Source organism: Mesorhizobium sp. B2-5-7, from assembly GCF_006440875.1.
Classification (GTDB): Bacteria; Pseudomonadota; Alphaproteobacteria; order Rhizobiales; family Rhizobiaceae; genus Mesorhizobium; species Mesorhizobium australicum.
Window position 1 is genome coordinate 1,006,803 of sequence record NZ_VFUO01000001.1, and the last position, 26,001, is coordinate 1,032,803.

26 protein-coding genes and 4 tRNA genes are annotated in these 26,001 nt (G+C 61.8%); 8 read left to right on the plus strand and 22 right to left on the minus strand.

Annotation, left to right across the window (positions count from 1 at the left end):
• Positions 1–74 precede the first annotated feature (74 nt).
• From rpoB to tuf, 11 genes are all read right to left on the minus strand, one after another.
• On the minus strand, positions 75–4,211 hold the full coding sequence (rpoB, locus tag FJ543_RS04960) for a DNA-directed RNA polymerase subunit beta (protein ID WP_015317992.1): 4,137 nt from the start codon (positions 4,209–4,211) through the stop codon (positions 75–77).
• 266 nt (positions 4,212–4,477) lie between these two features.
• A complete protein-coding gene (gene rplL / locus FJ543_RS04965; protein WP_015317993.1) occupies positions 4,478–4,855 on the minus strand; it encodes a 50S ribosomal protein L7/L12 in 378 nt (125 codons plus the stop codon).
• A gap of 54 nt (positions 4,856–4,909) precedes the next feature.
• Positions 4,910–5,428: a 50S ribosomal protein L10 gene (gene rplJ, locus FJ543_RS04970; protein ID WP_015317994.1), complete on the minus strand. Its 519-nt coding sequence runs from the start codon at positions 5,426–5,428 to the stop codon at positions 4,910–4,912.
• A 407-nt stretch (positions 5,429–5,835) separates the two neighbouring features.
• Positions 5,836–6,534, minus strand: coding sequence for a 50S ribosomal protein L1 (gene rplA / locus FJ543_RS04975; RefSeq protein ID WP_023775355.1), 699 nt, complete (start codon positions 6,532–6,534; stop codon positions 5,836–5,838).
• Positions 6,535–6,538: 4 nt separating this feature from the next.
• Positions 6,539–6,967 (minus strand): 50S ribosomal protein L11, encoded by a 429-nt coding sequence (gene rplK / locus FJ543_RS04980; RefSeq protein ID WP_010909262.1) that lies wholly within the window; start codon positions 6,965–6,967, stop codon positions 6,539–6,541.
• Between the two features lie 174 nt (positions 6,968–7,141).
• Complete coding sequence (gene nusG / locus FJ543_RS04985) at positions 7,142–7,669, minus strand: transcription termination/antitermination protein NusG (RefSeq protein WP_015317996.1); 528 nt, start codon at positions 7,667–7,669, stop codon at positions 7,142–7,144.
• A gap of 27 nt (positions 7,670–7,696) precedes the next feature.
• Positions 7,697–7,900, minus strand: a complete 204-nt coding sequence (gene secE / locus FJ543_RS04990; RefSeq protein ID WP_013531408.1) for a preprotein translocase subunit SecE — start codon at positions 7,898–7,900, stop codon at positions 7,697–7,699.
• A 359-nt stretch (positions 7,901–8,259) separates the two neighbouring features.
• Positions 8,260–8,335 (minus strand) — tRNA-Trp (locus FJ543_RS04995).
• Positions 8,336–8,526: 191 nt separating this feature from the next.
• A complete protein-coding gene (locus tag FJ543_RS05000; protein WP_140874003.1) occupies positions 8,527–9,009 on the minus strand; it encodes a group II truncated hemoglobin in 483 nt (160 codons plus the stop codon).
• 96 nt (positions 9,010–9,105) lie between these two features.
• Complete coding sequence (locus FJ543_RS05005; protein ID WP_041163843.1) at positions 9,106–10,752, minus strand: hypothetical protein; 1,647 nt, start codon at positions 10,750–10,752, stop codon at positions 9,106–9,108.
• Positions 10,753–10,916: 164 nt separating this feature from the next.
• Positions 10,917–12,092 (minus strand): elongation factor Tu, encoded by a 1,176-nt coding sequence (gene tuf / locus FJ543_RS05010; protein WP_015317986.1) that lies wholly within the window; start codon positions 12,090–12,092, stop codon positions 10,917–10,919.
• A 293-nt stretch (positions 12,093–12,385) separates the two neighbouring features.
• Here tuf and FJ543_RS05015 point away from each other — a divergent pair, with 293 nt between their 5' ends.
• On the plus strand, positions 12,386–13,273 hold the full coding sequence (locus FJ543_RS05015) for a DMT family transporter (protein ID WP_140874004.1): 888 nt from the start codon (positions 12,386–12,388) through the stop codon (positions 13,271–13,273).
• A gap of 109 nt (positions 13,274–13,382) precedes the next feature.
• Here FJ543_RS05015 and FJ543_RS05020 read toward each other — a convergent pair whose 3' ends face one another.
• Positions 13,383–13,640: a GlsB/YeaQ/YmgE family stress response membrane protein gene (locus tag FJ543_RS05020; protein WP_015318000.1), complete on the minus strand. Its 258-nt coding sequence runs from the start codon at positions 13,638–13,640 to the stop codon at positions 13,383–13,385.
• 132 nt (positions 13,641–13,772) lie between these two features.
• Here FJ543_RS05020 and FJ543_RS05025 point away from each other — a divergent pair, with 132 nt between their 5' ends.
• On the plus strand, positions 13,773–14,237 hold the full coding sequence (locus FJ543_RS05025; protein WP_140874006.1) for a YidB family protein: 465 nt from the start codon (positions 13,773–13,775) through the stop codon (positions 14,235–14,237).
• Between the two features lie 79 nt (positions 14,238–14,316).
• Here the strand turns inward: FJ543_RS05025 and FJ543_RS05030 are convergent.
• Positions 14,317–14,390, minus strand: a tRNA-Gly gene (locus FJ543_RS05030).
• Positions 14,391–14,479: 89 nt separating this feature from the next.
• Positions 14,480–14,564, minus strand: a tRNA-Tyr gene (locus FJ543_RS05035).
• Positions 14,565–14,764: 200 nt separating this feature from the next.
• Between FJ543_RS05035 and FJ543_RS05040 the strand changes: the two genes are divergently transcribed.
• The gene (locus FJ543_RS05040; RefSeq protein WP_140874008.1) at positions 14,765–15,613 is read left to right on the plus strand and encodes an RNA methyltransferase; all 849 of its coding nucleotides are present in this window, start codon (positions 14,765–14,767) and stop codon (positions 15,611–15,613) included.
• A gap of 120 nt (positions 15,614–15,733) precedes the next feature.
• Here the strand turns inward: FJ543_RS05040 and FJ543_RS05045 are convergent, their stop codons facing one another.
• The 3 genes from FJ543_RS05045 to gcl form a co-directional block, all read right to left on the minus strand.
• Entirely contained in the window at positions 15,734–16,645 is a 912-nt protein-coding gene (locus FJ543_RS05045; RefSeq protein WP_140874010.1) for a 2-hydroxy-3-oxopropionate reductase, read from the minus strand.
• A 105-nt stretch (positions 16,646–16,750) separates the two neighbouring features.
• Positions 16,751–17,548: a 2-oxo-tetronate isomerase gene (gene otnI / locus FJ543_RS05050; protein WP_140665433.1), complete on the minus strand. Its 798-nt coding sequence runs from the start codon at positions 17,546–17,548 to the stop codon at positions 16,751–16,753.
• Between the two features lie 172 nt (positions 17,549–17,720).
• Entirely contained in the window at positions 17,721–19,502 is a 1,782-nt protein-coding gene (gcl, locus tag FJ543_RS05055) for a glyoxylate carboligase (protein ID WP_140874012.1), read from the minus strand.
• A 207-nt stretch (positions 19,503–19,709) separates the two neighbouring features.
• On the opposite strand from gcl, the gene bhcR reads away from it, so the two are divergent.
• Together bhcR and FJ543_RS05065 are read left to right on the plus strand one after the other, a co-directional pair.
• Complete coding sequence (bhcR, locus tag FJ543_RS05060) at positions 19,710–20,531, plus strand: HTH-type transcriptional regulator BhcR (protein WP_023773060.1); 822 nt, start codon at positions 19,710–19,712, stop codon at positions 20,529–20,531.
• A gap of 101 nt (positions 20,532–20,632) precedes the next feature.
• Positions 20,633–21,049 (plus strand): hypothetical protein, encoded by a 417-nt coding sequence (locus FJ543_RS05065; RefSeq protein WP_140874014.1) that lies wholly within the window; start codon positions 20,633–20,635, stop codon positions 21,047–21,049.
• Between the two features lie 67 nt (positions 21,050–21,116).
• Here the strand turns inward: FJ543_RS05065 and FJ543_RS05070 are convergent, their stop codons facing one another.
• The 3 genes from FJ543_RS05070 to FJ543_RS05080 all read right to left on the minus strand — a co-directional run bounded on the left by FJ543_RS05070 (position 21,117) and on the right by FJ543_RS05080 (position 22,302).
• A complete protein-coding gene (locus tag FJ543_RS05070) occupies positions 21,117–21,422 on the minus strand; it encodes a BA14K family protein (RefSeq protein ID WP_041163844.1) in 306 nt (101 codons plus the stop codon).
• 293 nt (positions 21,423–21,715) lie between these two features.
• Positions 21,716–21,940 carry a hypothetical protein gene (locus FJ543_RS05075; RefSeq protein WP_015318009.1) on the minus strand — a complete coding sequence of 75 codons (225 nt, stop codon included), beginning with the start codon at positions 21,938–21,940 and terminating at the stop codon, positions 21,716–21,718.
• Positions 21,941–22,134: 194 nt separating this feature from the next.
• Positions 22,135–22,302, minus strand: a complete 168-nt coding sequence (locus tag FJ543_RS05080; RefSeq protein WP_140874016.1) for a hypothetical protein — start codon at positions 22,300–22,302, stop codon at positions 22,135–22,137.
• Positions 22,303–22,458: 156 nt separating this feature from the next.
• Between FJ543_RS05080 and FJ543_RS05085 the strand changes: the two genes are divergently transcribed.
• Positions 22,459–22,534 (plus strand) — tRNA-Thr (locus FJ543_RS05085).
• A 105-nt stretch (positions 22,535–22,639) separates the two neighbouring features.
• On the opposite strand, the gene FJ543_RS05090 is transcribed toward FJ543_RS05085, so the two are convergent.
• Positions 22,640–23,209, minus strand: coding sequence for a DUF2569 family protein (locus tag FJ543_RS05090; protein WP_140792561.1), 570 nt, complete (start codon positions 23,207–23,209; stop codon positions 22,640–22,642).
• Between the two features lie 127 nt (positions 23,210–23,336).
• Complete coding sequence (locus FJ543_RS05095; protein WP_140616911.1) at positions 23,337–23,951, minus strand: TetR/AcrR family transcriptional regulator; 615 nt, start codon at positions 23,949–23,951, stop codon at positions 23,337–23,339.
• Positions 23,952–24,042: 91 nt separating this feature from the next.
• On the opposite strand from FJ543_RS05095, the gene FJ543_RS05100 reads away from it, so the two are divergent.
• Together FJ543_RS05100 and FJ543_RS05105 are read left to right on the plus strand one after the other, a co-directional pair.
• The gene (locus FJ543_RS05100) at positions 24,043–25,128 is read left to right on the plus strand and encodes a spermidine/putrescine ABC transporter substrate-binding protein (RefSeq protein WP_140874018.1); all 1,086 of its coding nucleotides are present in this window, start codon (positions 24,043–24,045) and stop codon (positions 25,126–25,128) included.
• A 12-nt stretch (positions 25,129–25,140) separates the two neighbouring features.
• A complete protein-coding gene (locus tag FJ543_RS05105) occupies positions 25,141–26,001 on the plus strand; it encodes an ABC transporter permease (RefSeq protein WP_015318014.1) in 861 nt (286 codons plus the stop codon).

Consider the following 26,001-nt stretch of genomic DNA (forward strand, 5'->3'; position numbering starts at 1 on the left):
GGCCGAAGAATTGGTGCATCCGGTCGCGAGAGCCCTCTCCCGCGCCCGGATGTCTTGTTTACTCGGCCGCGCCCCTATTCGGCAGCATCGGGCAGCCGGATCGGGTTGTCGTCGAGCTTGGTGTTCTCGAGCTCGACATTGAGGCCGAGAGACCGCATTTCCTTGACGAGCACGTTGAAGCTCTCGGGAATGCCTGCCTCGAACGTGTCGTCGCCACGCACGATCGCCTCGTAGACCTTGGTGCGGCCGGCGACGTCGTCCGACTTCACCGTCAGCATTTCCTGCAGCGTGTAAGCGGCCCCGTAGGCTTCCAGTGCCCAGACCTCCATCTCGCCGAAGCGCTGGCCGCCGAACTGCGCCTTGCCGCCCAGCGGCTGCTGGGTGACGAGCGAGTACGGACCGATCGAACGCGCGTGGATCTTGTCGTCCACGAGGTGGTGAAGCTTGAGCATGTAGATATAGCCCATCGTCACCTTGCGATCGAACGGCTCGCCGGTGCGTCCGTCATAGAGCTGCGACTGACCGCTGGTGTGCAGGCCCGCCTGCTCCAGCATGATGTTGATGTCAGCCTCATGCGCGCCGTCGAACACCGGGGTCGCAATGGAGACGCCGCGGCGCATCTGCTCGCTCAGGCGAACGATGCTCTCGTCGTCATATTCGCGAACCGGCTCGTTGCGGTCGTTGGCCGGCATGAAGCTCTCGAGCGTCTTGCGCAGCGGCTTGATGTCGCCGGCTGTCTTGTACGCATCGATAAGCTCGCCGATCTTCCTGCCCATGCCAGCGCAGGCCCAGCCCAGATGCGTTTCCAGGATCTGGCCGACATTCATGCGGCTCGGCACACCCAGCGGGTTGAGCACGATATCGGCATGCGTGCCGTCCTCGAGGAAAGGCATGTCCTCGACCGGAACGATACGCGACACGACACCCTTGTTGCCGTGACGGCCGGCCATCTTGTCGCCGGGCTGCATCTTGCGCTTCACCGCCACGAAGACCTTGACCATCTTCATGACGCCCGGAGGCATTTCGTCGCCGCGCTGCACCTTCTCGACCTTGTCCATGAAGCGCTGTTCGAGCGCCTTCTTGGAATCGTCGTACTGGCCACGCAGGGCTTCCAGTTCGCTCTGGAGCTTTTCGTTCTCCACCGCAAACTGCCACCACTGCGAACGCGGATACTCGTCGAGCGTGTCCTTGGACAGCGTCGAGCCCTTCTTGAAGCCCTTCGGTCCAGCGATCGCTTCCTTGCCGACGAGAACGTCGGAAAGACGCGCATAGACGTTACGGTCCAGAATGGCCTGCTCGTCGTCGCGATCCTTGGCGAGGCGTTCGATCTCCTCGCGCTCGATCGCCATGGCGCGCTCGTCCTTCTCCACACCGTGGCGATTGAACACGCGCACCTCGACGACGGTGCCGAAAGTGCCCGGAGGCATGCGCATCGAAGTGTCGCGCACGTCGGAAGCCTTTTCGCCGAAGATGGCGCGCAGAAGCTTCTCTTCCGGCGTCATCGGGCTCTCGCCCTTCGGCGTGATCTTGCCGACCAGGATGTCGCCTGGCTGCACTTCCGCACCGATATAGACGATGCCGGCTTCGTCGAGGTTCTTCAGCGCTTCTTCCGAGACGTTTGGAATATCGCGCGTGATTTCCTCCGGACCGAGCTTGGTATCGCGCGCCATGACCTCGAACTCCTCGATGTGGATCGAGGTGAAGACGTCGTCGGCCACGATACGCTCGGAGAGCAGGATCGAGTCCTCGTAGTTGTAGCCATTCCACGGCATGAACGCGACCAGCACGTTGCGGCCGAGTGCCAGATCACCGAGTTCGGTCGAGGGACCGTCGGCGATGATGTCGCCCTTGTTGACCCGGTCACCCATGCGCACCAGCGGACGCTGGTTGATGCAGGTGTTCTGGTTCGAACGCTGGAACTTCATCAGCCGGTAGATGTCGACGCCGGACTTGCCCGGATCGAGATCCTCGGTGGCGCGGATAACGATACGCGTGGCGTCCACCTGGTCGACGATGCCGCCACGACGCGCGCCGATGGCGGCGCCCGAGTCACGGGCGACGATCGGCTCCATGCCGGTACCGACGAACGGCGCCTCCGCGCGCACCAGCGGCACGGCCTGGCGCTGCATGTTCGAGCCCATCAGAGCGCGGTTGGCGTCGTCGTTCTCGAGGAACGGGATGAGCGCCGCGGCAACAGACACCATCTGCTTGGGCGACACGTCCATCAGGTCGACGTTTTCGCGCGGCGCCATCATCACTTCGCCGGCGCTGCGGCAAATGACGAATTCGTCGACGAAGCCGCCATTCTTGTCGAGCTCGGCGTTGGCCTGCGCGACATGGTGCTTGGCCTCTTCCATCGCCGAAAGATAGACGACGTCATTGGTCAGCTTGCCGTCGACGATCTTGCGGTACGGGCTTTCGATGAAGCCGTACTTGTTGACGCGCGCGAAGGTCGCCAGCGAGTTGATCAGACCGATATTCGGGCCTTCCGGCGTCTCGATCGGGCAGATACGGCCGTAATGCGTCGGGTGCACGTCGCGCACTTCGAAGCCGGCACGCTCGCGGGTCAGACCGCCCGGTCCAAGCGCCGAGAGACGACGCTTGTGGGTGATCTCCGACAGCGGGTTGGTCTGGTCCATGAACTGCGACAGCTGCGAGGAACCGAAGAACTCGCGCACGGCGGCGGCCGCCGGCTTGGCGTTGATCAGGTCCTGCGGCATGACCGTGTCGATCTCGATCGAGGACATGCGTTCCTTGATCGCGCGCTCCATGCGCAGCAGGCCGACGCGGTACTGGTTCTCCATCAGCTCGCCGACCGAACGCACGCGGCGGTTGCCGAGATTGTCGATGTCGTCGATCTCGCCCTTGCCATCACGCAGTTCGACCAGCGTCCTGACCACGGCCAGGATGTCGTCCTTGCGCAGAACGCGCACGGTGTCCTCGGCCTTGAGCTCGAGGCGCATGTTCATCTTGACGCGGCCGACCGCGGACAGGTCGTAGCGCTCGCTGTCGAAGAACAGCGAGTTGAACATGGCTTCGGCGGTCTCGAGCGTCGGCGGCTCGCCCGGGCGCATGACACGGTAGATGTCGAACAGCGCGTCCTGGCGGCTCTCGTTCTTGTCGACGGCGAGCGTGTTGCGGATATAGGCGCCGACATTGACATGGTCGATGTCGAGGACCTGGATCTCCTGCTCGCCGGTGCCGAGCAGCACCTTGAGCGTCTTGTCGTCGATCTCGTCGCCGGCCTCGAGGAAAATCTCGCCGGTGGCGTAGTTGACGATGTCCTCGGCCAGGTAGTTGCCAAGCAGATCCTCGTCGGTCGCCTTGATCGCCTTGAGACCCTTTTCGCCGAGCTGGCGTGCCTGGCGAGCGGTGATCTTCTTGCCCGCCTCGACGACGATCTCGCCGGTGTCGGCATCGACCAGGTCGCCGACGGCCTTGAGGCCGCGGAAACGCTCGACGTTGAAGGGGATGCGCCAATGGTCGCCGGCGCGCTTGTAGGTGATCTTGTTGTAGAAGGTCGACAGGATCTCCTCGCCGTCCATGCCGAGCGCCATCAGCAACGACGTCACCGGAATCTTGCGGCGACGGTCGATGCGGGCGTGCACGACGTCCTTGGAATCGAACTCGATGTCGAGCCACGAGCCACGATAGGGGATCACGCGGGCGGCAAACAGAAGCTTGCCCGACGAGTGCGACTTGCCCTTGTCGTGGTCGAAGAAGACGCCCGGCGAGCGGTGCATCTGCGAGACGATGACGCGCTCGGTGCCATTGACGATAAAGGTGCCGTTCAAGGTCATGAGCGGCATGTCGCCCATGTAGACGTCCTGCTCCTTGATGTCCTTGATCGACTTGGCACCGGTATCCTCGTCGATATCGAACACGATGAGGCGCAGCGTCACCTTCAGCGGCGCGGCATAGGTCAGGTCGCGCTGACGGCATTCGTCAACGTCGAATTTCGGTCCTTCGAACTCGTACTTCACGAACTCCAGCATGGAGGAGCCGGAAAAATCGGAGATCGGGAAGACCGACTTGAAAACAGCCTGCAGTCCTTCGTCGGGACGTCCGCCCTTGGGCTCGTCCACCATCAGGAACTGGTCATAGGATGCCTTCTGAACCTCGATAAGGTTCGGCATCTCCGCAACTTCCGGGATCTTCCCGAAGAACTTGCGTACGCGTCTGCGGCCATTGAAAGTCTGGGTCTGGGCCATCGTCGCTCCTTAGCTCTAAACTCGGGACGAACCTCGCCGCGGTTCGTCTTGCATACTGAGCCACCTGGGCGGCGGCTCTCTGTCTGTTCTCCGGCCGCCTCTCCAATTGCTTGGCGGTTACCGGCTAAAACGGGAGAAAACCCGTTTCCTGAAGGCCGGGTTACGGCCCTCAGGAAAGAGGTTCTCGTACATCTCGCGTCACGCAGCCTCCCCTGATCACCCAAGGGAGTGGCGGACGGCGCGAGGCCGCCCGCCGCTTTTTACGCTTACTTCAGGTCGACCTTGGCGCCGGCTGCTTCCAGCTGGGCCTTGAACTTGTCAGCGTCGGCCTTGGAAACGCCTTCCTTGACCGGCTTCGGAGCCGCTTCGACCAGGTCCTTGGCTTCCTTGAGGCCAAGACCGGTGATGGCGCGGACTTCCTTGATGACGTTGATCTTCTGAGCGCCGGCCTCGGTGAGAACGACGTCGAATTCCGTCTTTTCCTCGACCGGGGCAGCAGCAGCGGCAGCACCGCCAGCAGCGGCAACCGCCACCGGAGCAGCAGCCGAAACGCCCCACTTTTCTTCCAGAAGCTTCGACAGCTCAGCCGCCTCGAGGACGGTCAGCTTCGAAAGGTCGTCTACGATCTTTGCCAGATCAGCCATTGTTGTGTTCCTTCGTTAGGTTCGAACGTGTGTTTTTGATAGCGAGGAACGGCCTCATGCCGCCTCGTCCTTCCGGGCGTAAGCGCCGATGACGCGCGCGACCGAGGCCGCTGGCGCATTGACGATCTGGGCGATCCGGGTTGCCGGCGTGGCGATCATGCCAACCAGCCTGGCGCGCAGCTCATCGAGCGACGGAAGTGTGGCGAGTGCCTTCACACCGTCGGCGTTGAGCGAGGTGGTGCCCATTGCGCCGCCGAGAATGACGAGCTTGTCATTCCCCTTGGCGAAATCGGACGCGACCTTCGGCGCCGCAATCGGATCCTCCGAATAGGCGATCAGCGTCTGTCCCTTGAACAGCTCGATGATCGATGCGGAGTCCGTGCCCTGAAGAGCGATTTTGGCGAGACGGTTCTTCGCGACTTTAACGGTGCCACCGGCAGCGCGCATCTTCGACCGAAGGTCGTTCATTTGCGCGACGGTGATACCGGCATAGTGGGCCACGACGACTGAACCCGCGCCCGAAAACGCATCATTCAGGCCCGTGACGAGTTCGCGTTTTTCCGCTCTGTCCACTGCCTATCTCCAGTTGACCCCAGTCCTGCCAATGGGAACATTCCCATTTCGAGGACAGGCGTCGGGTTGCCTTTTGCCGGCCGGGCCATCCAGTAACGGATCTCCCGAACGACGCTCGAGGATCCTGCCCCCTTTCGCCACATCGACGGCAAAGCCGGCGATGCGCAGACAAAAGGCAAACACGGTTCGAACCTTTCATTGGAGCTTGCTGCCCCGTTGTCCGGTTTTCACCCGTCTCATGCAGGCCCACATGAATTAAGGCCCTCCTCTTGAATCAAGGTTCGGGCCGCCCGCAATCTCGGACAGGATGTCCGGAAGCCTTCCGGCTTCCGGTACCGGGCCCAGGATAAATCCAAGGCCCGGAATTCAGTCACGGATCAGCCTTCGAAAGGCCAATCCAAATCCAATCAGGACGCGGCGAGCGTCGAGACGTCGAGCTTGAGGCCCGGGCCCATCGTCGAGGTGACGGACACCTTCTTGACGTAGTTGCCCTTGGCGCCAGCCGGCTTTGCCTTGGTCACCGCATCGGCGAAGGCACGGACGTTCTCTTCCAGCGCCTTGACGTCGAAAGAGACCTTGCCGACACCGGCATGAACGATGCCGGCCTTCTCGACACGGAACTCGACCGCGCCGCCCTTCGAAGCCTTGACGGCCGCGGCGACATCGGTGGTGACGGTGCCGACCTTCGGGTTCGGCATCATGCCGCGCGGGCCGAGCACCTTACCGAGACGGCCGACGAGCGGCATCATGTCCGGCGTGGCGATGCAGCGATCGAAATCGATCGTGCCCTTCTGGACGATGTCGACCAGATCCTCGGCACCGACGATGTCGGCACCGGCGGCCTTGGCCTCTTCGGCCTTGTCGCCACGGGCGAACACGGCGACACGGACCGAGCGGCCGGTGCCGTTCGGCAGGTTGACCACGCCGCGAACCATCTGGTCGGCATGACGCGGGTCGACGCCGAGGTTCATGGCCACTTCGATGGTCTCGTCGAACTTGACCGAGGAACGATCCTTGAGCAGCTTCAGCGCATCACCGAGCGCATAAGCCTTGTTGGGATCGATGCCTTCACGGGTCTTCGATACACGCTTTGCAATCTTTGCCATGATCTTAGCCCACCACTTCCAGACCCATCGAGCGGGCGGAGCCCTCGACCATGCGCATGGCCGCTTCGACGTCGTTCGCGTTCAGATCCTTCATCTTGGCGGTCGCGATTTCGCGAACCTTGTCGCGCGAAACCGTGCCAGCCTTGACCTTGCCCGGCTCCTTCGAGCCCGACTTCAGGTTCGCGGCCTTCTTCAGGAAGTAGCTCACCGGGGGCGTCTTCATGACGAAGGTGAACGACTTGTCCTGGTAATAGGTGATGACGACCGGAACCGGCGATCCCTTTTCCATTTCCTGGGTCTGCGCGTTGAACGCCTTGCAGAATTCCATGATGTTGATGCCACGCTGACCAAGTGCCGGGCCGATCGGGGGAGACGGCGTGGCCGATCCCGCGGAGACCTGGAGCTTGAGCTGGCCTGCAATTTTCTTAGCCATCTCTTTTCCTGCCTTTGTCTATGCCGGCTCCACGATCTGGGAAACACCGGCGGTTGCAGTCTGGTGGTGCGGTTCTTGCGGCCGGCTAAAGCCGCCTTCGCCTCCCACCGTTCTCAAGCCGCGCGTTGCCGCGCCGCCTCCCCTGATCGCCGGACCGGCATCAGGGATTTCGGATCAGCCCTTTTCGACCTGTCCGAATTCCAGATCGACGGGCACAGCGCGCCCGAAGATCGAAACTTCCACCTTGAGCCGCGCCCGCTCCTCGTCCACTTCCTGGACGAAACCGTTGAACGACGCGAAGGGACCATCCGAAACGCGGATCGCCTCGCCGATCTCGAAAGTGACCGAGGGCTTCGGCCGCTCGACGCCTTCCTGCACCTGGTTCAGGATGCGCTGGGCTTCGGCCTCGGTGATCGGCACCGGCTTGGAGTCGCCGAGAAAACCTGTGACCTTCGGCGTGTTCTTGACCAGCGAGAACACGGCGTCGGTCAAGTTGGCCTTCAAGAGCACGTAGCCCGGGAAGAACTTGCGCTCGGCGTCGACCTTGCGGCCGCGACGAACCTCGACGACCTTCTCGGTCGGCACCACGATCTGCTCGATATCGGCGGACAGGCCCTTCTGCTTGGCCTTGTTCTCGATGTCCTCGGCGACCTTCTTCTCGAAGTTCGAATAGGCGTGGACGATGTACCAGCGCGTAGCCATTTTTTCGACTTCTCCTAATCGCCGGACTTAGCGTCCAATGCCCAGAATCTGCTCGACCGCGAGGCCCATGAGCTGATCGGCGGTGAAGAAGAAGATCATCGCAATCACAGCAAAGGCCAGGACCATGACCGTCGAGATCATCGTCTCGCGGCGCGACGGCCAAGTCACCTTGGCTGTCTCCGCGCGCACCTGCTGGAGAAAGACGAAAGGATTTGTGGTTTTCGAAGCCATATGCCGCCTGTCTTCAAGACCCGTTGGCCGGGTCCCCTGGATGATCCCGCTGGCCGGGACGTGCCGCCTGAGCCCAATCTCGCGCCGAATCAGCGCAATCATTTCGCCCATGCAAATCAGACGCGTAAAGCCGGCTTCCCAGCTCCACGCGTCGCGTGTCTGTTTCGTCTACATAAAACCGATTCTTGATCCACGCAAGTGGCAAGTGCCCGCTTTATGACCAAACGCCGCCTCGGAACCATCCAGTCGTTCCGTCCCGGCTATGGCGCCCTTATGCCCCAATCGGGCTAATATGGCAAGCGGCTCGCCGATTTTCAAAGGCAGCCCGCGAAATATCGTTTTGATGCCATCTTAGGAAATGGCACGGGCAGCAGGGCTCGAACCTACGACCTGCGGTTTTGGAGACCGCCGCTCTACCAACTGAGCTATGCCCGTACACGCGCGCTTCGGCGCAGGCGCTTCCTAAAAGCTTCCGCGCGCTCTGTAAAGAGCGGTTTGCAGGCAAACGTGCTTAACCCCTGCGCCAGAAATCGAGATGGTCGGCGACCAGCCCCTCGGCATCGATCTCCAGCTCCCGCCTGAAGTCGCTGGCGCGCGATTCATAGAGGTATCGCCGGCAGCCGAAGCTATTTTGCGTCCGGCACCCGGTACGGACCGCCAGTCACGCCCCAGCCCCAGGCCGGCATCGGTTCGGTCTCGGGATCGCAGGTCTCGCCGAGATTGGAATTCATCTTGGCCAGCCGCGATCCCCATTCGACGTAGCCCATGAATGCTGAACGGAATTCCGGATCGTCCGGCAGACCGACCTCATCCGCCGCGTCGGCGAGAAGATTGATCCAGCGGCGGCGCTGCTCCTCGGTCAAATGCTTGCCCAGATGATGCATGACCATTTCGCGGTGGCCGCCAAAGGTTTCGCTGTAGGTTTTCGGTCCGCCGAAGACCTCGCCGATGAAGGCCGCGACATGGGCGGGGTGGTCCGGCGACATGTGCTTGAACACCGGGCCAACGACCGGATCTCGTGCCACCTTGTCGTAGAAGGTTTGCGTCAGCCGGTTCAGCGCCTCGCTGCCTCCGGCCCACTCGTAGAGTGTCGGAACGTCCTGGCTCATTCTCGATCCTTCGCCGGCCCCGCCGCCGCGACGATAGCGGAAATCGGATATGGCTCAACCTGCCTCGATGGGCAGTTCCCCTGACATCACCGTGCTCTACAGCCTGGCGGGCGCGTCGGCCTGTGCATTGGCGGCTGGCAGGCCCAGGCAATTGTCGGGCTTGGCAACAGCCTTGCAAATCGTGGAGCCGGTCAGCGCGTCGACCGATTGCGGTCCCGTTGTCAGTCCAAGCTTGAGCATGGTGTCTGGGTCAAGTTGCCCCTCGGTCGAGCGTCGTTCGATTGTTGCGAACAGAGCGGGACTGATCGCCATCTCGTCGAGGTAGGCCTTGACCACCAGCTTCTGTCCCATCGGATACAGGCTGAGCCGAGCCCGGGGACCGACAAGCCGTCTGGCACCGCCGGCGACCACTAACGCACAGGCGGAATCACACTCCACCCCCGCATCGATGCTCAATCCGGCATAGGCTCCTTCCGTAGCCAGGCAGTTCCACGCGTCGGGGTCACAGTCGACGAAATCGGTGCGGGCAACGGCGATGTCGAGCTTTCTTTCATGGATAAGCCGCCCCATTGCGAGAGCGCTGGGCAGGTCGCCTCCGCGTGAGCTGATGACGACAGGCAGCCGCCGATCGCCAAGCGTGGCCAGCAACTGCCGCAGCTTCCGCGGCGCCTGGTTCGTGATCGCGCCTTCGGCCGATATCCATTCCGGACAATCGGGATCGCACAGCGGATTGCTGCCGCGAACGACGACAAACCGCATGTCCCCGCCGGCCTTCGCGGTGTCCGGTTGAACGGCAGCCATGGGCCTGGCTGCGGCCAATGGCGTCGTCTTGCTTGCGGGTCCAGCTATTTGCCGGCAGTTCGTGGCCGGCTGGGCCAGGCCGCAGAGGCTTGCCGTGGTCAACAGATCCACTGCGTCCCGGCTGGTGACCAACTTCATCCTCACCATGTCGTCGAGGGGAATCTGACGAATCTCACTGGCCGGCGTGGCCTTCATGATTTCCAGTACGCCGTCTGCTATCCCCATTTCCTTCAGGTACGCCGAAAGCGTCTTCTCGACGGTCCTGCTCATTTCGTAGGTTTTGTAGCTGCCAGCGTTTTTGCGGCTGACCACCTTGGTGCTGATGATCTTCTTCCTGCCGTTCACGATCCGGTACGTGGTCCGGTAGAGCAGCTTCTCCCGCTGGTATGTGGTGGTGATCTGGTGGACGCCGAGATAGCCGAAATCTCCGACGAAGCGGCGAACACCGCCGGAAAACATTAGCGGACAGGCCGAATTGCACATGGCTCCGTCGTCATAGGCCGTACCGAAATAATCGGCACTTTTGCCCTTGTTGTCCCCGCAGTTTTTTGTTTCCGGTTGGCAATCGGAAAAAACCGTCACGCCGACGGCGATATCGAGCTTGTTCTTGCGGATCATACGGCCGAGTGCCAACGCGGCCTCGACGTTACCGCCGGGCGAATTGACGACGACCGGCAATTGCCTTCCCTTGAGCGCCTTGAGCGTGCGCTTGAAGAGAGACGGCGTGCCCGCGTCGATGGTGCCGTCCGCCGATATCCATTCAGGACAGTTGGGTTCGCATCCCGGAGCGTTGCTGCGCACGACGACGAAGCGCATGGGCGGGATGTCGAGAGGCCCATCCTCCGCTCGCGCTGTCAAAACGGGCAGAGCCATGGCGACGGCGAGGCAAACCAGTGCCCATAACCGCCATGCCTTCCCATCGAAACGGTGCCTTGGAACCACGGTCGGCAAAGCTCCCCTCAGCGCAACCTATACTAGTTGCAGCCATGGCGCTTGCAACAGCTTTGAAACAAACGCGCAATGCTTGCGTTGCGAGGCGTCTGAAACGAAAAAAGGCGGCCCGAAGACCGCCCTTTCGTTTTCGAGACCGGCAGCAGCCGGATCGATTACTCTTTGATGGTGACGACGATGCCGGCACCGACGGTGCGGCCGCCTTCACGGATGGCGAAGCGCAGCTTCTCTTCCATGGCGATCGGCACGATCAGCTCGACATCGACCGTGATGTTGTCGCCGGGCATCACCATCTCGGTGCCTTCCGGCAGCGACACGATGCCGGTCACGTCGGTCGTGCGGAAGTAGAACTGCGGACGGTAGTTGGTGAAGAACGGCGTGTGACGGCCACCTTCGTCCTTGGTCAGGATGTAGGCTTCGGCCACGAACTTCTTGTGCGGCTTCACCGTGCCCGGCTTGGCCAGAACCTGGCCGCGCTCGACACCTTCACGATCAACGCCGCGCAGCAGCGCGCCGATGTTGTCGCCAGCCTGGCCCTGGTCGAGCAGCTTGCGGAACATTTCCACGCCCGTGCAGGTCGTCTTGGTCGTCGGACGGATGCCGATGATCTCCAGTTCCTCGCCGACCTTGACCACGCCGCGCTCGACGCGGCCGGTGACGACCGTGCCGCGGCCCGAGATCGAGAACACGTCCTCGATCGGCATCAGGAACGGCTTGTCCAGCGGACGAACCGGCGTCGGGATGTAGGCGTCGACCGCAGCCATCAGCTCGCGGATCGCGTCCTCGCCGATCTTCTTGTCCGAATCTTCGAGTGCAGCCAGCGCCGAACCCTTGACGATCGGAATGTCGTCGCCGGGGAATTCGTTCTTCGACAGCAGTTCGCGAACCTCGAGCTCGACCAGTTCGAGCAGCTCGGCGTCGTCGACCTGGTCGACCTTGTTCAGGAACACAACGATCGACGGCACGCCGACCTGACGGGCAAGCAGGATATGCTCGCGGGTCTGCGGCATCGGGCCGTCGGCGGCCGACACGACCAGGATCGCGCCGTCCATCTGCGCGGCACCGGTGATCATGTTCTTCACATAGTCGGCGTGGCCGGGGCAGTCGACGTGGGCATAGTGGCGGTTGGCGGTCTCGTATTCGACGTGAGCCGTCGAGATCGTGATGCCGCGCGCCTTCTCTTCAGGCGCCGCGTCGATCTGGTCGTAGCGCTTGTATTCGCCAAAATACTTGGTGATCGCCGCCGTCAGCGACGTCTTGCCATGGTCGACGTGACCAATCGTGCCGATGTTCACATGAGGCTTGGTGCGCTCGAATTTACCTTTTGCCATAGTCTCTTTCCTTGGACGGCCTGGACCTTCAGTTCAGTCGAATGCGGGGCGATTAGCGATAAAGGCCAAAAAACACAAGCGTCTTTTGCCGGGGCGCCATCTCACTCGGCCAGAACCCTTGATCCGATTGCGGGGATGTGGCGCTGATATGGGGATCCGTCGTTGAAAATGGAATGGGCGAAAACCGAGGGAGCAAAGCGAGGATTGCTCGGGTCTCCACGTCAGTCGCTGTCGGATTTATCGGCGGTTCATGGCCCATTGCGGCAGCGATCCGCGTCTGATTTCCTGCGCCGATGTATTTCATCCCGACTGCCGTTCGCGGCCCGCTGTTCATGATCGTCTCGACCGGGTCGTATCTGGTCAACGACACGATGATGAAGCTCGCCACGTCGGGTTTGCCCTCCTACGAAGTGCTCTTCCTGCGTGGTGCCGCGGCAACGCTGTGGGGCCTTCCGCTGTTGTTTGCGCTCGGCTACGGCAAGCAGATCCCGCTGATCTTCGACAGGCGGGTGCTGCGCAGGAACCTCCTCGAACTGGCGGCGATCCTCTGTTACGTCGTCGCGCTCGCCAACATGCAGATCGCCGATTCCACCGCGTTGGGGCAGATCACGCCGCTGCTGATGCTGGTCGGCTCCTCGATCCTGTTTGGCGAGCGTATCGGCGGCCAACGCATGGCGCTGATCGGGCTGGGCTTCATCGGCGCGCTGATGGTGGCGCAGCCGACCATGCAAGGCATTTCGGTCTATGCCTTGCTGGCGCTCGGCAACGCGACGTTCGCCGCCGCGCGCGATCTGGCCGGCCGCAAGATCGCCGCCGAAGTGCCAGGAATGATCGTGGCGATCTCGGCGGTCGTCGTGGTCCTGATCGGCGCAGGCGCCGCGCATCTGGTTTCCGAGCGCTGGGTGGCGCCGGAGGCGCACCACCTGATGCTGATGGCGGGAGCCGGTTTCTTCCTGATCTTCGGCCACTTCTTCATCTTCATGGCCTATCGCGTCGGGCCGACCGGCGCGGTGGCGCCGTTCTATTACTGCTTCACGGTCTGGGCCGTCATTTCGGGCCTGCTGGTGTTCGGGCAATTCCCCAATGCACTGGCGGTCTGCGGCATCCTGCTGGTTGTCGCCAGTGGGCTGACCATCGTGTCGCTGGACCAGCGCAAGCGTCGGCTGGCCGTGGTTGCCTGATCCGCGGCTACGCACCGGCATAATAGTTTCCGATACCGTGAGCGCGGTCAGCACCGACGGCGGGTTAGCGCAATTCAGAATTCGGCAGCCGATAATCCGCCGATTGCGTCTAGATGGTCCGCTTGCCCGCGAACTGATGATAGGCCCACAACACCACGACGGCACCCACGACGGCGACGATCAGGCTATAGATGTTGAGGCCGGTCACACCCGAAGCACCGAAGGCGCTGAAGATCAGCCCGCCGACTATGGCGCCGACAATGCCGAGCACGATATCCATGATCATGCCCTGACCGGTCTTGTTGACGATCTTACTGCCAATGAACCCGGCAATGACGCCGAGAATGATCCAGCTGATGATACCCATTTTTTTCCTCTCCATTCCTCCGCCAACCGGACATTTTCATATGATTGTCAAAAGCTCAAGCCAGCTTGAAATTCCCCCCGAATGCGCCATTGTTGAAGACGGGCTGGGCTTGGTTGAAATGGAGGATCCATTATGGGACTTTTTGACAACGCCGTTCCCGGCGGCAATATCACCAAACCGCTGATGATCGCGCTCGGTGCGCTGCTGGTTGGTAAGATGCTGAGCGGCAGAAGCGCCGAACAGCCGGACCAGGCTCAAGCGCCGGCGCCCACCGATCCCACGCCCGTCGGAACCGCGTCCGGTGACGGTGGGCTGCTCGGCGGACTGGGCGGGCTGCTCGACAAGCTCAAGAACGCCGGCCATGGCAATGTCGCCGACTCCTGGGTCGGCACCGGGCAGAACCAGTCAATCGGGGCCAATGAGTTGGGCAACGCGATCGGACCGCAGGTCATTCGCGAGATAGCCCAAAGGACGGGGCTCGACGAGCAGGAGCTGCTCAAGCAGCTATCGGCCGCCTTGCCCGGCATCGTCGACAAGCTGACCCCGAACGGCCAGGTACCGCAACAGCACCAGGTCGCCTCCGCCTTCAACAGCTGACCCGGCGCACACCAATGCCTGAAGCGCTGCGCGCCTGCCGCGCAACGCTTCAGTTTGCCGGTTGTAAAGTTGAAGAATCTGGAGCGGGTAGCGGGAATCGAACCCGCATATTCAGCTTGGAAGGCTGCTGCTCTACCACTGAGCTATACCCGCGCCTTGCACTGAAGTATCGGATTTCCCGGAAAAGCGCCATGCGCTTTTCGCCTCCGATGCTTTCACGTTTCAGGGCTTCCGGCCGGCAGTGGTGGAGAGGGTTGGATTCGAACCAACGTAGGCTAAGCCAACGGATTTACAGTCCGTCCCCTTTAACCACTCGGGCACCTCTCCAGTCTGCCGCCGGAGCCATGCAACGAGGCATTCTTGCCGATCCGGACCCGAGATAGATGTCTTCTCCGAAACCAGCGAAGCGCCTTATGGCGGCAAGGCCATTGGGTGTCAACCGCGCGGCCACGGTTTTTCGCTGTTGTTCCCCGGCTGCGGCGACAGGGCATATCCTTGGCCGGAGGAGACGGCTATAGAAGCCGGCCATGAGCAACAATTCCAACACCCCCAAAGACACCCATTACGCCAAGCTGCGCCGCGCCTTTCGCGACGAGAAGAGCGGCGGCGCGCCGGCGTTCAAGCCACGGCAACCAGTGTCACCAGGCGAAAACGCAGCCGACGGGCTGGTGCGGCTCTATGGCCTGCATACGGTGCGCGCGGCACTCGACAATCCGCGCCGCCGGATCAAGAAAATGCTGGTGACGCGCAATGCGGCCGAGCGGCTCGAGATCACCGATCTCGCCGCCCTGCCCTTCAAGGCTGAACTGGTCGAACCCAGGGACATCGACAAGATTACCGGATCGGACGCTGTGCACCAGGGGGTGCTGATCGAGGCCGAGCCGCTGAAGCCCAAGCGCCTCGACGCACTTGGCGACACAAGGCTGGTGCTGGTGCTCGACCAGGTCACCGACCCGCACAATGTCGGCGCCATCCTGCGTTCGGCGGTCGCTTTCGGCGCTGGCGCGCTGATCACCACGGCGCGCCACAGCCCGCAGGAATCAGGCGTGCTGGCAAAATCCGCCTCCGGTGCGCTTGAGCATATCGACCAGGTCGAGGTGAAGAACCTCGCCGATGCGCTCGGCCAGTTGCACGAAGCGGGCTTCCAGACCATTGGGCTCGATTCGGACGGGCCGGCTGAGCTTGAAACCAGCTTTGCCGGCGACAGGATCGCTTTGGTGCTCGGCGCCGAGGGCAAGGGCCTGCGGCAGAAGACGCGCGAGACGGTGACGACGCTGGCCAGGCTCGACATGCCCGGCGCCATCCGCTCGCTCAATGTGTCGAACGCGGCGGCGGTGAGCCTTTATGCGGCGCGGGCATTTCTGAAGCGCGGCTGACTGGAAGCGGCAAGCCTCCCGCCAGAAATCAAAACGGGTCCCGGCGATGCTTGCCGGAACCCGTTGCTGGGTTAAGACGGAAGTTGACGGCCTGGGAACGTTACGCCGCCCTCTTCCGACCTATGCCGCTTTGATTTCCCTTGCCTCCTTGCCGATTTCGAAATTCGCCATCCGCTCCAGCGCCCTCACCAGCGCGGAATGATCTTCCTTCGCGCCGCCATTGGCGACGCAGGAATTGAACAGTTGCTGGGCGGTCGAGGTGTTGGGCAGCGACACACCAAGCGCCTTCGCACCCTCCAGCGCCAGGTTGAGATCCTTCTGGTGCAGTTCGATGCGAAAGCCCGGCGCGAAGGTGCGCTTGACCATGCGCTCGCCATGTACTTCGAGAATGCGCGAGGCGGCCAGCCCGCCCATCAGCGCCTGCCTGACCTTGGCTGGGTCGGCCCCAGCTTTTGAGGCAAAAACAAGCGCTTCGGCGACCGCTTCAATGGTCAGCGCGACGACGATCTGGTTGGCGACCTTGGTGGTCTGGCCGACACCATTGGGTCCGACCAAAGTGATGTTCTTGCCCATTTTCTCGAACACGGGTTTTGCGCGCTCGAAGGCCGGTTCCTCACCACCGACCATGATGGTGAGCGAAGCCGCCCTGGCGCCGACCTCGCCGCCGGAAACCGGCGCGTCGAGATAATCGCAACCGAGATCGTTGATCCTTTTCGCGAAGTCCTTTGTCTCGATCGGCGAGATCGAACTCATGTCGATCACCAGCTTGCCCTTGGCCAGGCCGGACGCGACTCCGTTGTCGCCGAACAGCACATCGGCCACCTGCGGTGTGTCGGGAACCATCAGGATGATGATCTCGGCGGCCCTCGCGACGGCGGCATGGCCGGCGACCGACTTCAGACCCTTGGCGACGAGATCGGCCGGCGGTTTTGAGCGGTGGTCGCTGGCGATGACGCTGTAGCCGGCCGCCAGCAGATGCCCCGCCATCGGCGCACCCATGATGCCCAGCCCGACAAAGCCTATGGTTTCCATTGTTTTTCTCCAGAGAATCTCGGCTCGAATTGTCGGAAGGTGGCGCTGCCCCTCATCTGCCTGCCAGCACCTTCTCCCCGTATAGAGACGGGGAGAAGGAAGCTCCTAGGCCGCCGCGCTCCCCTGCCCGGTCAGTTCCCTGAACCAGCCCAGACCGGCTTCCGTCCCTGCCTTCGGCTTGTACTCCGCGCCAATCCAGCCGGCGTAACCAATCCGGTCGATATGTTCGTAGAGGAAGGGATAGTTGATCTCGCCCGTCCCCGGCTCGTGACGGCCGGGATTGTCCGCAAGCTGGATATGCGCGATGCGGCCGAGGTTTGCCTCGATCTTACGGGCGAGATCCCCCTCCATGATCTGCATGTGGTAGATGTCATATTGCAGGAACAGGTTCTTCGAGCCGACGCGGTCGATCAGCGTCAGCGCCTGGTCGGAGTAGTTGAGGAAGAAGCCCGGGATATCGCGGGTGTTGATCGGCTCGATCAGCAGCTTGATGCCGGCTTGGTCGAGTTTCTCCGCCGCGAAAGCCAGGTTCTCGGCAAAGACATCCTCGAGCACCTTGCGGTCGACATTGGCTGGCGCGATGCCGGCCAGGCAGTTGACCTGCCCGCAGCCAAGTGCCTGCGCGTAGGCGATCGCCCTGGCAATGCCCTGGCGGAATTCCGGCACGCGGTCCGGCAGCACGGCGATGCCACGCTCGCCCTTGGCCCAGTCGCCCGCCGGCAGGTTGAACAGGACCTGCGTCAGGCCGTTCTTCTTCAGTCGGGCGGCGACCACCTCGGGCGCATGATCGTAAGGGCCGATATATTCGACCCCCTTGAAGCCGGCGCGGGCGGCGGCATCGAAACGGTCGAGGAAATCATGCTCGCCAAAGAGCATCGACAGATTGGCTGAAAAACGCGGCATTCTTTTTTCTCCTTTTCTTGCCTGGAACCAAAGCCGTGTTGAGATTCAGGTCAGGCCGAGTCGAAAATGGTGGTTTCCGAGAACCGGAGCGGAGCGTACTTTTCGTACGTAAGCACCGGAAGCGCAGGAAGCCGCCGTTTGCAGGCCGGCCTCACCTGAATATCAGCATGGCTTAGTCCAGCATCACGATCGCGGTGGGCGCGTCTTCCTGATGTTCGGCAAGGTCTTCGAATTCGGTGATCTTGTCGATCTCGGTCCCCATCGAGATGTTGGTGACCCGTTCGAGAATGAATTCGAGCACGACCGGAACCTGGTGTTCCTTCAGCAACCGCCGCGCTTGCTTGAAGGCGCCGGCGAATTCCTCCGGCTTGCGCACCCTGACTGCCTTGCAGCCCATTGCCTCGGCGACGGCGACATGGTCGACGCCATAGCCCGCCTCCGGATCGTCGGCCCGGTTGATGTTCTCGAAGGCAAGGCTGACTTCATAGTCCATAGAAAAGCCGCGCTGCGCCTGGCGGATGAGGCCGAGATAGGCATTGTTCACGACGACGTGGATATAGGGCAGCTTGTGCTGCGCACCGACCGCCAGTTCCTCGATCATGAACTGGAAGTCGTAGTCGCCCGACAGCGCCACGATGGTGCGCTCGGGATCGGCGGCGCGCACGCCGAGTGCGGCCGGCAAGGTCCAACCGAGCGGGCCGGCCTGGCCGCAATTGATCCAGTTGCGCGGCTTGTAGACATGCAGGAACTGCGCGCCGGCGATTTGCGACAGGCCGATGGTGGTGACATAGGTGACGTCACGGCCGAACGCCTTGTTCATCTCCTCGTAGACACGCTGCGGCTTCAGCGGCACCTGTTCGAAGTGGGTTTTGCGCTTCATCGTCTTCTTGCGGCCCTGGCATTCCCTGGCCCAGCCCGACCAATCGCGCAGCCTGCCCGCCGTCTTCCACTCGGTGGCGACGTCGAGCAGCATCTTCAGTGCAGCGCCGGCATCCGAAACGACGCCGAGATCGGGGGCGAAGACACGGCCGATCTGTGTGGGCTCGATGTCGACATGGATGAATTTCTTGCCCTTGGTGTAGACGTCCACCGAACCGGTGTGACGGTTGGCCCAGCGGTTGCCGATGCCGAAGACGAAATCGGCTTCCAGCATGGTGGCGTTGCCGTAGCGGTGCGAGGTCTGCAGCCCGCACATGCCGGCCATCAGCCGGTGATCGTCAGGAATCGCGCCCCAGCCCATCAGCGTCGGAATGACCGGAACGCCAGTGATCTCGGCAAACTCGATCAACAGGTCGGATGCGTCGGCATTGATGATGCCGCCGCCGGCAACGATCAGCGGCTTCTCGGCCGCGTTGAGCATCGCCAGCGCCTTTTCAGCCTGGGCGCGCGTCATCGCCGGCTTGAATGGCGTCAGCGGCTCATACGCATCGATGTCGAACTCGATCTCGGCCAGTTGGACGTCGACCGGCAGGTCGATCAGCACCGGACCCGGCCGCGACGAGCGCATCAAATGGAACGCTTTTTGCAGCGCCATCGGCACCAGATAGGGCTCCATCACCGTCACCGCCCATTTGGCGACGGGCGCAGCGATCGCGGCGATGTCGACAGCCTGGAAATCCTCCTTGTTCAGCCGCGCGCGCGGCGCCTGGCCGGTGATGCACAGGATCGGAATGGAATCGGCCGCGGCCGAATAGAGCCCGGTTATCATATCGGTGCCGGCCGGCCCCGACGTGCCGATGCAGAGGCCGATATTGCCCGCCTTGGCGCGGGTATAGCCTTCGGCCATATGCGAGGCGCCCTCGACGTGGCGGGCAAGGACATGGCGGATCGTGCCCCTCGCCTTCAATGCCGAGTACAGCGGATTGATCGCCGCACCCGGCACGCCGAAAGCACAGGACATGCCTTCCTTTTCGAGAACGAGAACAGCGGCATCGACAGCGCGCATCCTGGCCATTTCTAGCCTCCACGAGATGATGTTGGATGGCTAAGGATGACATCGGGCGGGCACTTTTTCAATTTTTTCAGAATATTTTTTCATTTATAGAAAATGGCTCTTACCAGCTGATTTTGTTCCCTTTTCCCTTTTCCAGGATTTGCACCGAGAATTTCATGAAAAACTTTTTCGTTGCATGTTGGGAGAAACGGGCGAGAATGCCAGCCCATGGAAACGAGCGAAAAACGTCAGCGTGGCCGCCCGCGCGCCTTCAATGGTCCGGCCGAAGCTGCCTCGGTGCAGTCGCTCGACCGGGCATTGCGTATCCTGGCCATTGTCGCGGAAGGCAGCGGCCTGTCGCTGAGCGAGATATCGGCGCAGAGCGGGCTTGCCGCCTCCACCGCCTACCGCATGCTGACGACACTCGAAAACCACGGCATGGTCGAGTTCGATACATCGGACCAGCTCTGGTCGATCGGCGTCGAGACCTACCGCATGGGCGCGGCGTTCCTGCGCCGCCGCAAGCTGGTCGACCGCGCCCGTATCGTCATGCAGGAACTGATGGAGAAGACCGGCGAGACCGCCAATCTCGGCGTCGCGGAAGACGATTGCGTGGTCTTCGTCAACCAGGTCGAGACGCACCAGGCGATCCGCGCCTTCTTCCGGCCGGGTACGCGCAGCCCTTTCCATGCCTCGGGAATCGGCAAGGCGGTGCTGGCGCATCTCGAACCGGAGCGCGTCGGAACCATCCTGCGCAAGGCGGGCCTGCAGCGCTATACGGACAAGACCCTTTCCGACATCTCCGCCCTCGCGCACGATCTGGCCGTCATCAAGCATCGCGGCTGGTCGGTCGACGACGAGGAGCGCCATCCCGGCATGCGATGCGTGGCCGCCGCCATCTTCAACGAGTATGGCGAGCCGATCGGCGGCGTTTCCGTGTCCGGGCCGACGGTGCGGGTCACGCCCGAGCGGCTGGCCGAGATCGGCCCGCTGGTGCGCGACGCGGCGGCCGAAGTGACGAAAATGATCGGCGGCTCGAAGGCAGGCTGATCAAGGGATAGACCAGACGCGCCGAAAATCGCTGCATGCCGCCGGCTGCATGGGATTTGACCGTCTTGCCGTCGCGTTCGAATGCATGCGAAAGGGCGCGCATGAGGAAAGTGGTTCAGCTTCTGCTTGCCGTTTCGCTGTGCGGATGCGTGGCGGCGGCACCACGACCCGATACCGGCGACCAGCGGGTCAATCCCATCCCGATCTCGCTCGCGCTGGAGGAGATCATCACGGCCGGTATCCGCCAGCGGCTGCCGGATTCAGCCTCCGCCAGGTTCGGAACCATGTTAGCAGGCGAGCGAATGCTTGATGGCCGCGAGGAGATCGTGGTTTGCGGCACCGTCAAGGCCTCGTCCGGCGTCGGCGACAAGCCATTCATCGCCAAGGTCTACCCGGACGCCGCAAGCCACTTCGAACTGGTCGCGATGGGCGACGAGACCGAGGCTGCCCGGCTTCAGATTGGCGGCACCTGCCGCGCGGCCGGTCTGCCGATCCTCGACCCGAAGATGCACCTCTAGAAAGACGGTCTTCAAACGACGAAGAGGGGCTGCCTCGCAACCCCTCTTTCCAGTCGCCCGCCGCCACTCAGAGCCGGCAGTAATGGCTGTAGCCGTCACGGCCGATATAGGTGTCGGAGTCCGGATCGTAGCTGGAGTAGCGATCGAAGCAGCGGCGGACGTGCCAGGAACCGCCATCTTCATCGACATAGACGGTGCGCGGCTGCTGCTGGGCAAGCAGGCTGCCGAGAACGAAACCGCCGACGCCGGCGGCGATGCCGATGCCGAGGCCGTGGTGATGCGAGTGGGCAGCAGAGGGCTGGACGGTGCCGACCAAAGCGGTGGCGGCGACGGTGGTGGCGATGAGGCCGGAAACGAGTGTGCGCTTGAACATGATGATCTCCTTGCTTCGTTTGGAGAGGCGAGCCATCCGCCTCTTGATGATCTGTCGTTGCGGCAAGGAAAAAGGTTCGACGGGGTTTTGATTTTTTTCGAAGAGCAGGAATTCGCTGGCTGAAAAGGCGTGGCGACCCTCGCCGGCGTTGATCATCCATTCCGGCACTTCAGGCACCTTGCGCCGATCGGTCATCGTCCGTGACGGCGACTGGAAGCGCCGCGTTCGATGAGAAAAGGGCGGCCGAAGCCGCCCTTTGCTGGATTGGTTTCAATCAAGCCGCCAGGCTGCGCTCAGTAGAGGATGATGTGGCGGTGGTGGTGATGACGATGATGGTGATGGCCATAGACCCACCAGTAATCCGGATAGTCCGGGTAATCCTGGTAGTACAGGTAGTCGTCGAAATGACGATGATGATGATGCATGCCGTGAGCCGACGAAGACTGAACGGTGCCGGCGAGCGCGCCGGTTGCAACGACGATGGCGACGATGCTGGAAACGAAACTGCGCTTGAACATGATGATCTCCTGGATCTCTGATCGAGGCGACCATTCGCCTCTGAGGATCAGTCGGCGCGCCGCGGCGAAAGGTTCGACAGATCTGGAGATTTTTTTGGCGCACTGTTGGCGAAACTGAGTAGGCAGCACCGGCTCGCGCCATGACCGGCAGCAATTGCTCACTACTCACTACTCACTACTCACTACTCCCCCACTCAGCCCATGCCGGTGACATGCCGAAGCCAGAAGGCGAGCGCGATAAAACCGATGATGGTGGTGACGCCTGTCCAGTCGACATTGGCCTTCTTCAAATCGCTGAAGAGCTTCACCAGCAGCATCCACGCCACGACGACGATAGGGAGAATGATGACAAGCCTGATCATGCGACACTCCGTTCAGCGCATTGCACTTACCCTGATGTAGGAAGCGCGTTCGCGGATTTCAGCATGCGGGCACGTGGGCATCCTCCACCACGGCTGATGCCCAAAAACGGAGTTTTGTCTTTACTGGCGCAACAAATATGCTAACCGGAGCGCCGTGCCCTTGTAGCTCAGCTGGTAGAGCAGCGGTTTTGTAAACCGAAGGTCGGCGGTTCGATTCCGTCCGGGGGCACCACCCTACGCTCTTCGAGCTCCGGGTGGCAGGCCACCCCAACCCCGTAGAGACGCAGGAGTGTCCTCCGAAAACCCCCTTGAAGGGCGATTACGTCGCCACCCCCCTTTACGAAGCGCTCGCGATTTGGGCCGACACGTTCGTCCTGGTGAACGTATTCCTCACCCTCACAGACTTATAGACATAAGCGGCCCAGATGCCGGTCACCACAAACGAAGCCATGGGTGCCGCCAGCGCGTCGCCTGCGAGCACCTTGTTTACCGGAACGCCCAGGATTGACGAAATCCAGATCGTATCCAGGATAAACACAACAGGAATCGCAAACCATTGGCAGAGAAACAATTGCGGGAATCGACGGCTTCGCCGCAGCATTGAAACCAGCACCACCAGCTGAAGCGCCAGAAATGCCAGATTGAGGGCAACCTCGCCATACACAGCCAGAGAGCCGTTTGGGAGGGTCATGAGTTGCTGGTAGCCGTCGGCGGAATTGCCGAAATCGGCGAGCGTGCGCAGCGGTGACAATGTCTGACCGATAGCCAGCAGCATCAGCCAGCCACCGAAGCCCACAAGTGACTCAGGATTCTGCGACGGCTTCGCGGCTGACCGGACAGCAAAGAAAACAGGCACGCCGATCAGCAGCAGCACGATCGCCCAATGCCAGATGGAAAACGTCCCCATTTACCCTTCCCCCTTTTTATACCCCTATAAGTTGTAGCAGATTTAAAACTCAACTCAAGAGCCAATCATCGCGTAAGACGCCGTCCGATGCCGAAGCGACAACTTCTCCTGCCTGCTCCTGACGCCCTCACACTCCGATCGCCGCCACCAATATCCGGTTCTGCCGCCGTATCGCGGCCCTCAACTCCGGTATCCTGGCTTCATCCCGCTTCACGAATTCGATGAACATCATGTTCATGTTGTTGAAGATCAATTCGCCGAGTGCCGTGCCGTCGATATCCTGCCGCACTAGGCCGATCTCCTGAAGGCGGGCGATCAGCGCGCGGATCTGTTCGGTGAGCGAGCGGTCGAGGCCAGTATAAGCCTGGCCGAACGGGCTGTCGGGCAGTTGCGTCGAGATCGCCATCGCCTGCCGCCACATCTCCTTGCTGAGATAGTGCAGCGAGTGCTCGATATAGATGCCGATCAGCGTGTCCAAGGCGTCGCCGACATTGGCGGGCGGCCGGGCGACCACGCCGCGCCCGGCATTGAGCACCTCGTCGACTTCCATCGAGACGATGGCGCCGAGAATATCGCCTTTGTTCTGGTAGTAATTGTAGATGGTGCCGATCGAGACTTCGGCTTGCGCGGCGATCGTCTCGATCTTGGCGCCCTCATACCCGGCCTCGCGAAAAAGCGCCGCCGCCGCCTCGATGATACGCCGGTGGCGATCCGCCTTTTGCCTTGCCCGCAATCCGCTCATATCAGCCTCTTGTCACAAAAACAGAATTGACTCAATTTTAGAATTGGTTCAGTTTTTTGCAAGAAGCCACAAAGGCAAGGGAGAACACTCGATGTCCGTCAAATCCGGCAATCCGCTTTCCGTCCTGAAGCGCCAGATGCACGCTGCATGTGCCGCCACGGCATTGCTGCTTGCGGCGGGCAGCCTCGCCGAAGCCGCCGATCTCAACGCGCTGATCTGGTGCGACCATTCCGATCCGGCGCTGCTGCAGCCTTTCGAGGAGGCCAACAACGTCAAGGTCAACGTCAAGGAATTCGAAGGCACCGGGGCTGGGCTGGCCATCGTCGAGCAGTCGCAGCCCGGCGACTGGGATGTGATGGTGATCGATAGCATCGACGTGCCGCGCGGCGTCGAGAAAGGCCTGTTCGAGCCGCTGCCGGAAGACAAGCTGCCGTTCGCCGATCTCTTCCCGCAGGTGAAGATGGACGGCGCGACCATTGTCGGCGGCAAGCGCTACGGCATCACCGAAAAGTTCGGTTACAACACGATCGGCTTCAACAAGACAAAGGTCGATCCGGCGGACATGCAATCCTTGGCGTCGCTGACATCAGACAAGTACAAGGGCAAGGTCGCCATCTACGATTATTATCTCCCCGTCATCGGCATGGCGGCATTGGCCATCGGCAAGAAGACGGCCGATATCACGGAAGCCGACCTGCCCGCGCTCAAGGAAGAGCTGCTCAAGATGAAGGCCAATGCCAAGCTGGTCGGTGAAGTCACCGCCAGCCAGACGGCGCTGGCGACCGGCGAGGTCGACATATTGGTCGGCGGCGGCGAATGGGTGACGGCAGGGCTGGCCAAGGAAAACCCGGCGCTGGACTTTTCCATTCCAAAAGAAGGTGCGGTGCTGTGGTCGCAGTCGCTCGCCATGTTCAAGGATTCCAGGAACAAGGACATGGCGCTGAAATTCATCCAGTACATACTGAGCCCCGAGGGCCAGGCACGGCTCGCCACCTCGTCCTGTTACTGGGGCATGCCGTCCAACACCAAGGCCGCATTGACCGACGACCAGAAAAAGGTCCTGCGCTTCGACGAGCAGCCCGGCTTCCTCGCCCGTGCGCAGGCCTATCCGGCGCCGAGCGCCGACCTCGACAAGAAGATGCAGGATATGTGGACCGAAATGCTGCAGGCCAAGTGAGCCGATACGCTGATGAGCGCCGCGGGAAACAGTGAGGGCGCGCGGACAGGCCGTGCCCTTCCCTGGGCGCTGGTCACACCGGCACTTGGCTGGACGCTTCTCTTCTTCGTGCTGCCCTTCGTCGCCATGGGACTTTCGAGCTTCACCGCGCAGGAGGGCGGCGGGGGCACCCTGTCCAACTACAGCCAATTCTTCACCAACCCCGCCTACTGGCAGGCGATGGTGAACTCGCTGCAGGTCACCGCCATCGTCACCGTGGTTTCCGTGCTGCTTGCCTATCCCTTCGCCTGGATTCTGGCCCAACAGATTCCTGAACGCTGGCAGCGGCTGGCGCTGATGCTGGCCGTGCTGCCGTTCTGGACCTCCTATGTCGTGCGCTCCTACTCCTGGCTGCTGGTGCTGGCGCAGAACGGCGTCATCAACCGGGCACTGACTGGCATTGGCGTGGTCTCCGAACCGCTGCAGCTCGCCAATACGCGCCTGGCCACCGTCACAGGCTTCGTGCATTTCTTCGTCATGCTTTTGACCCTGACCATCTTCGCCAATCTGAAGCAGCTCAGCCCCAGTTACCGCAAGGCCGCCGCCGATCTCGGCGCCGGACCGGTGCGCACCTTCCTGCATGTCATCCTGCCATTGACCTTGCCCGGCATCATGGTCGGCGCTTTTCTCACTTTCGTGCTGTGCATCGGCGACTACATCACGCCGCAGATCCTCGGCGGGAACAACGAGCTTCTGATGCCGCAGTTGGTGATGATGCAGATCGGCCGGCGCGGCGATTTTCCATTGGCCTCGGCGCTGTCGATCATCCTGATGGCGGTCGTGACCATCGCCTATCTCGCCTGCGCCCGCTGGCTAAAGATCGAGCGGACCTGA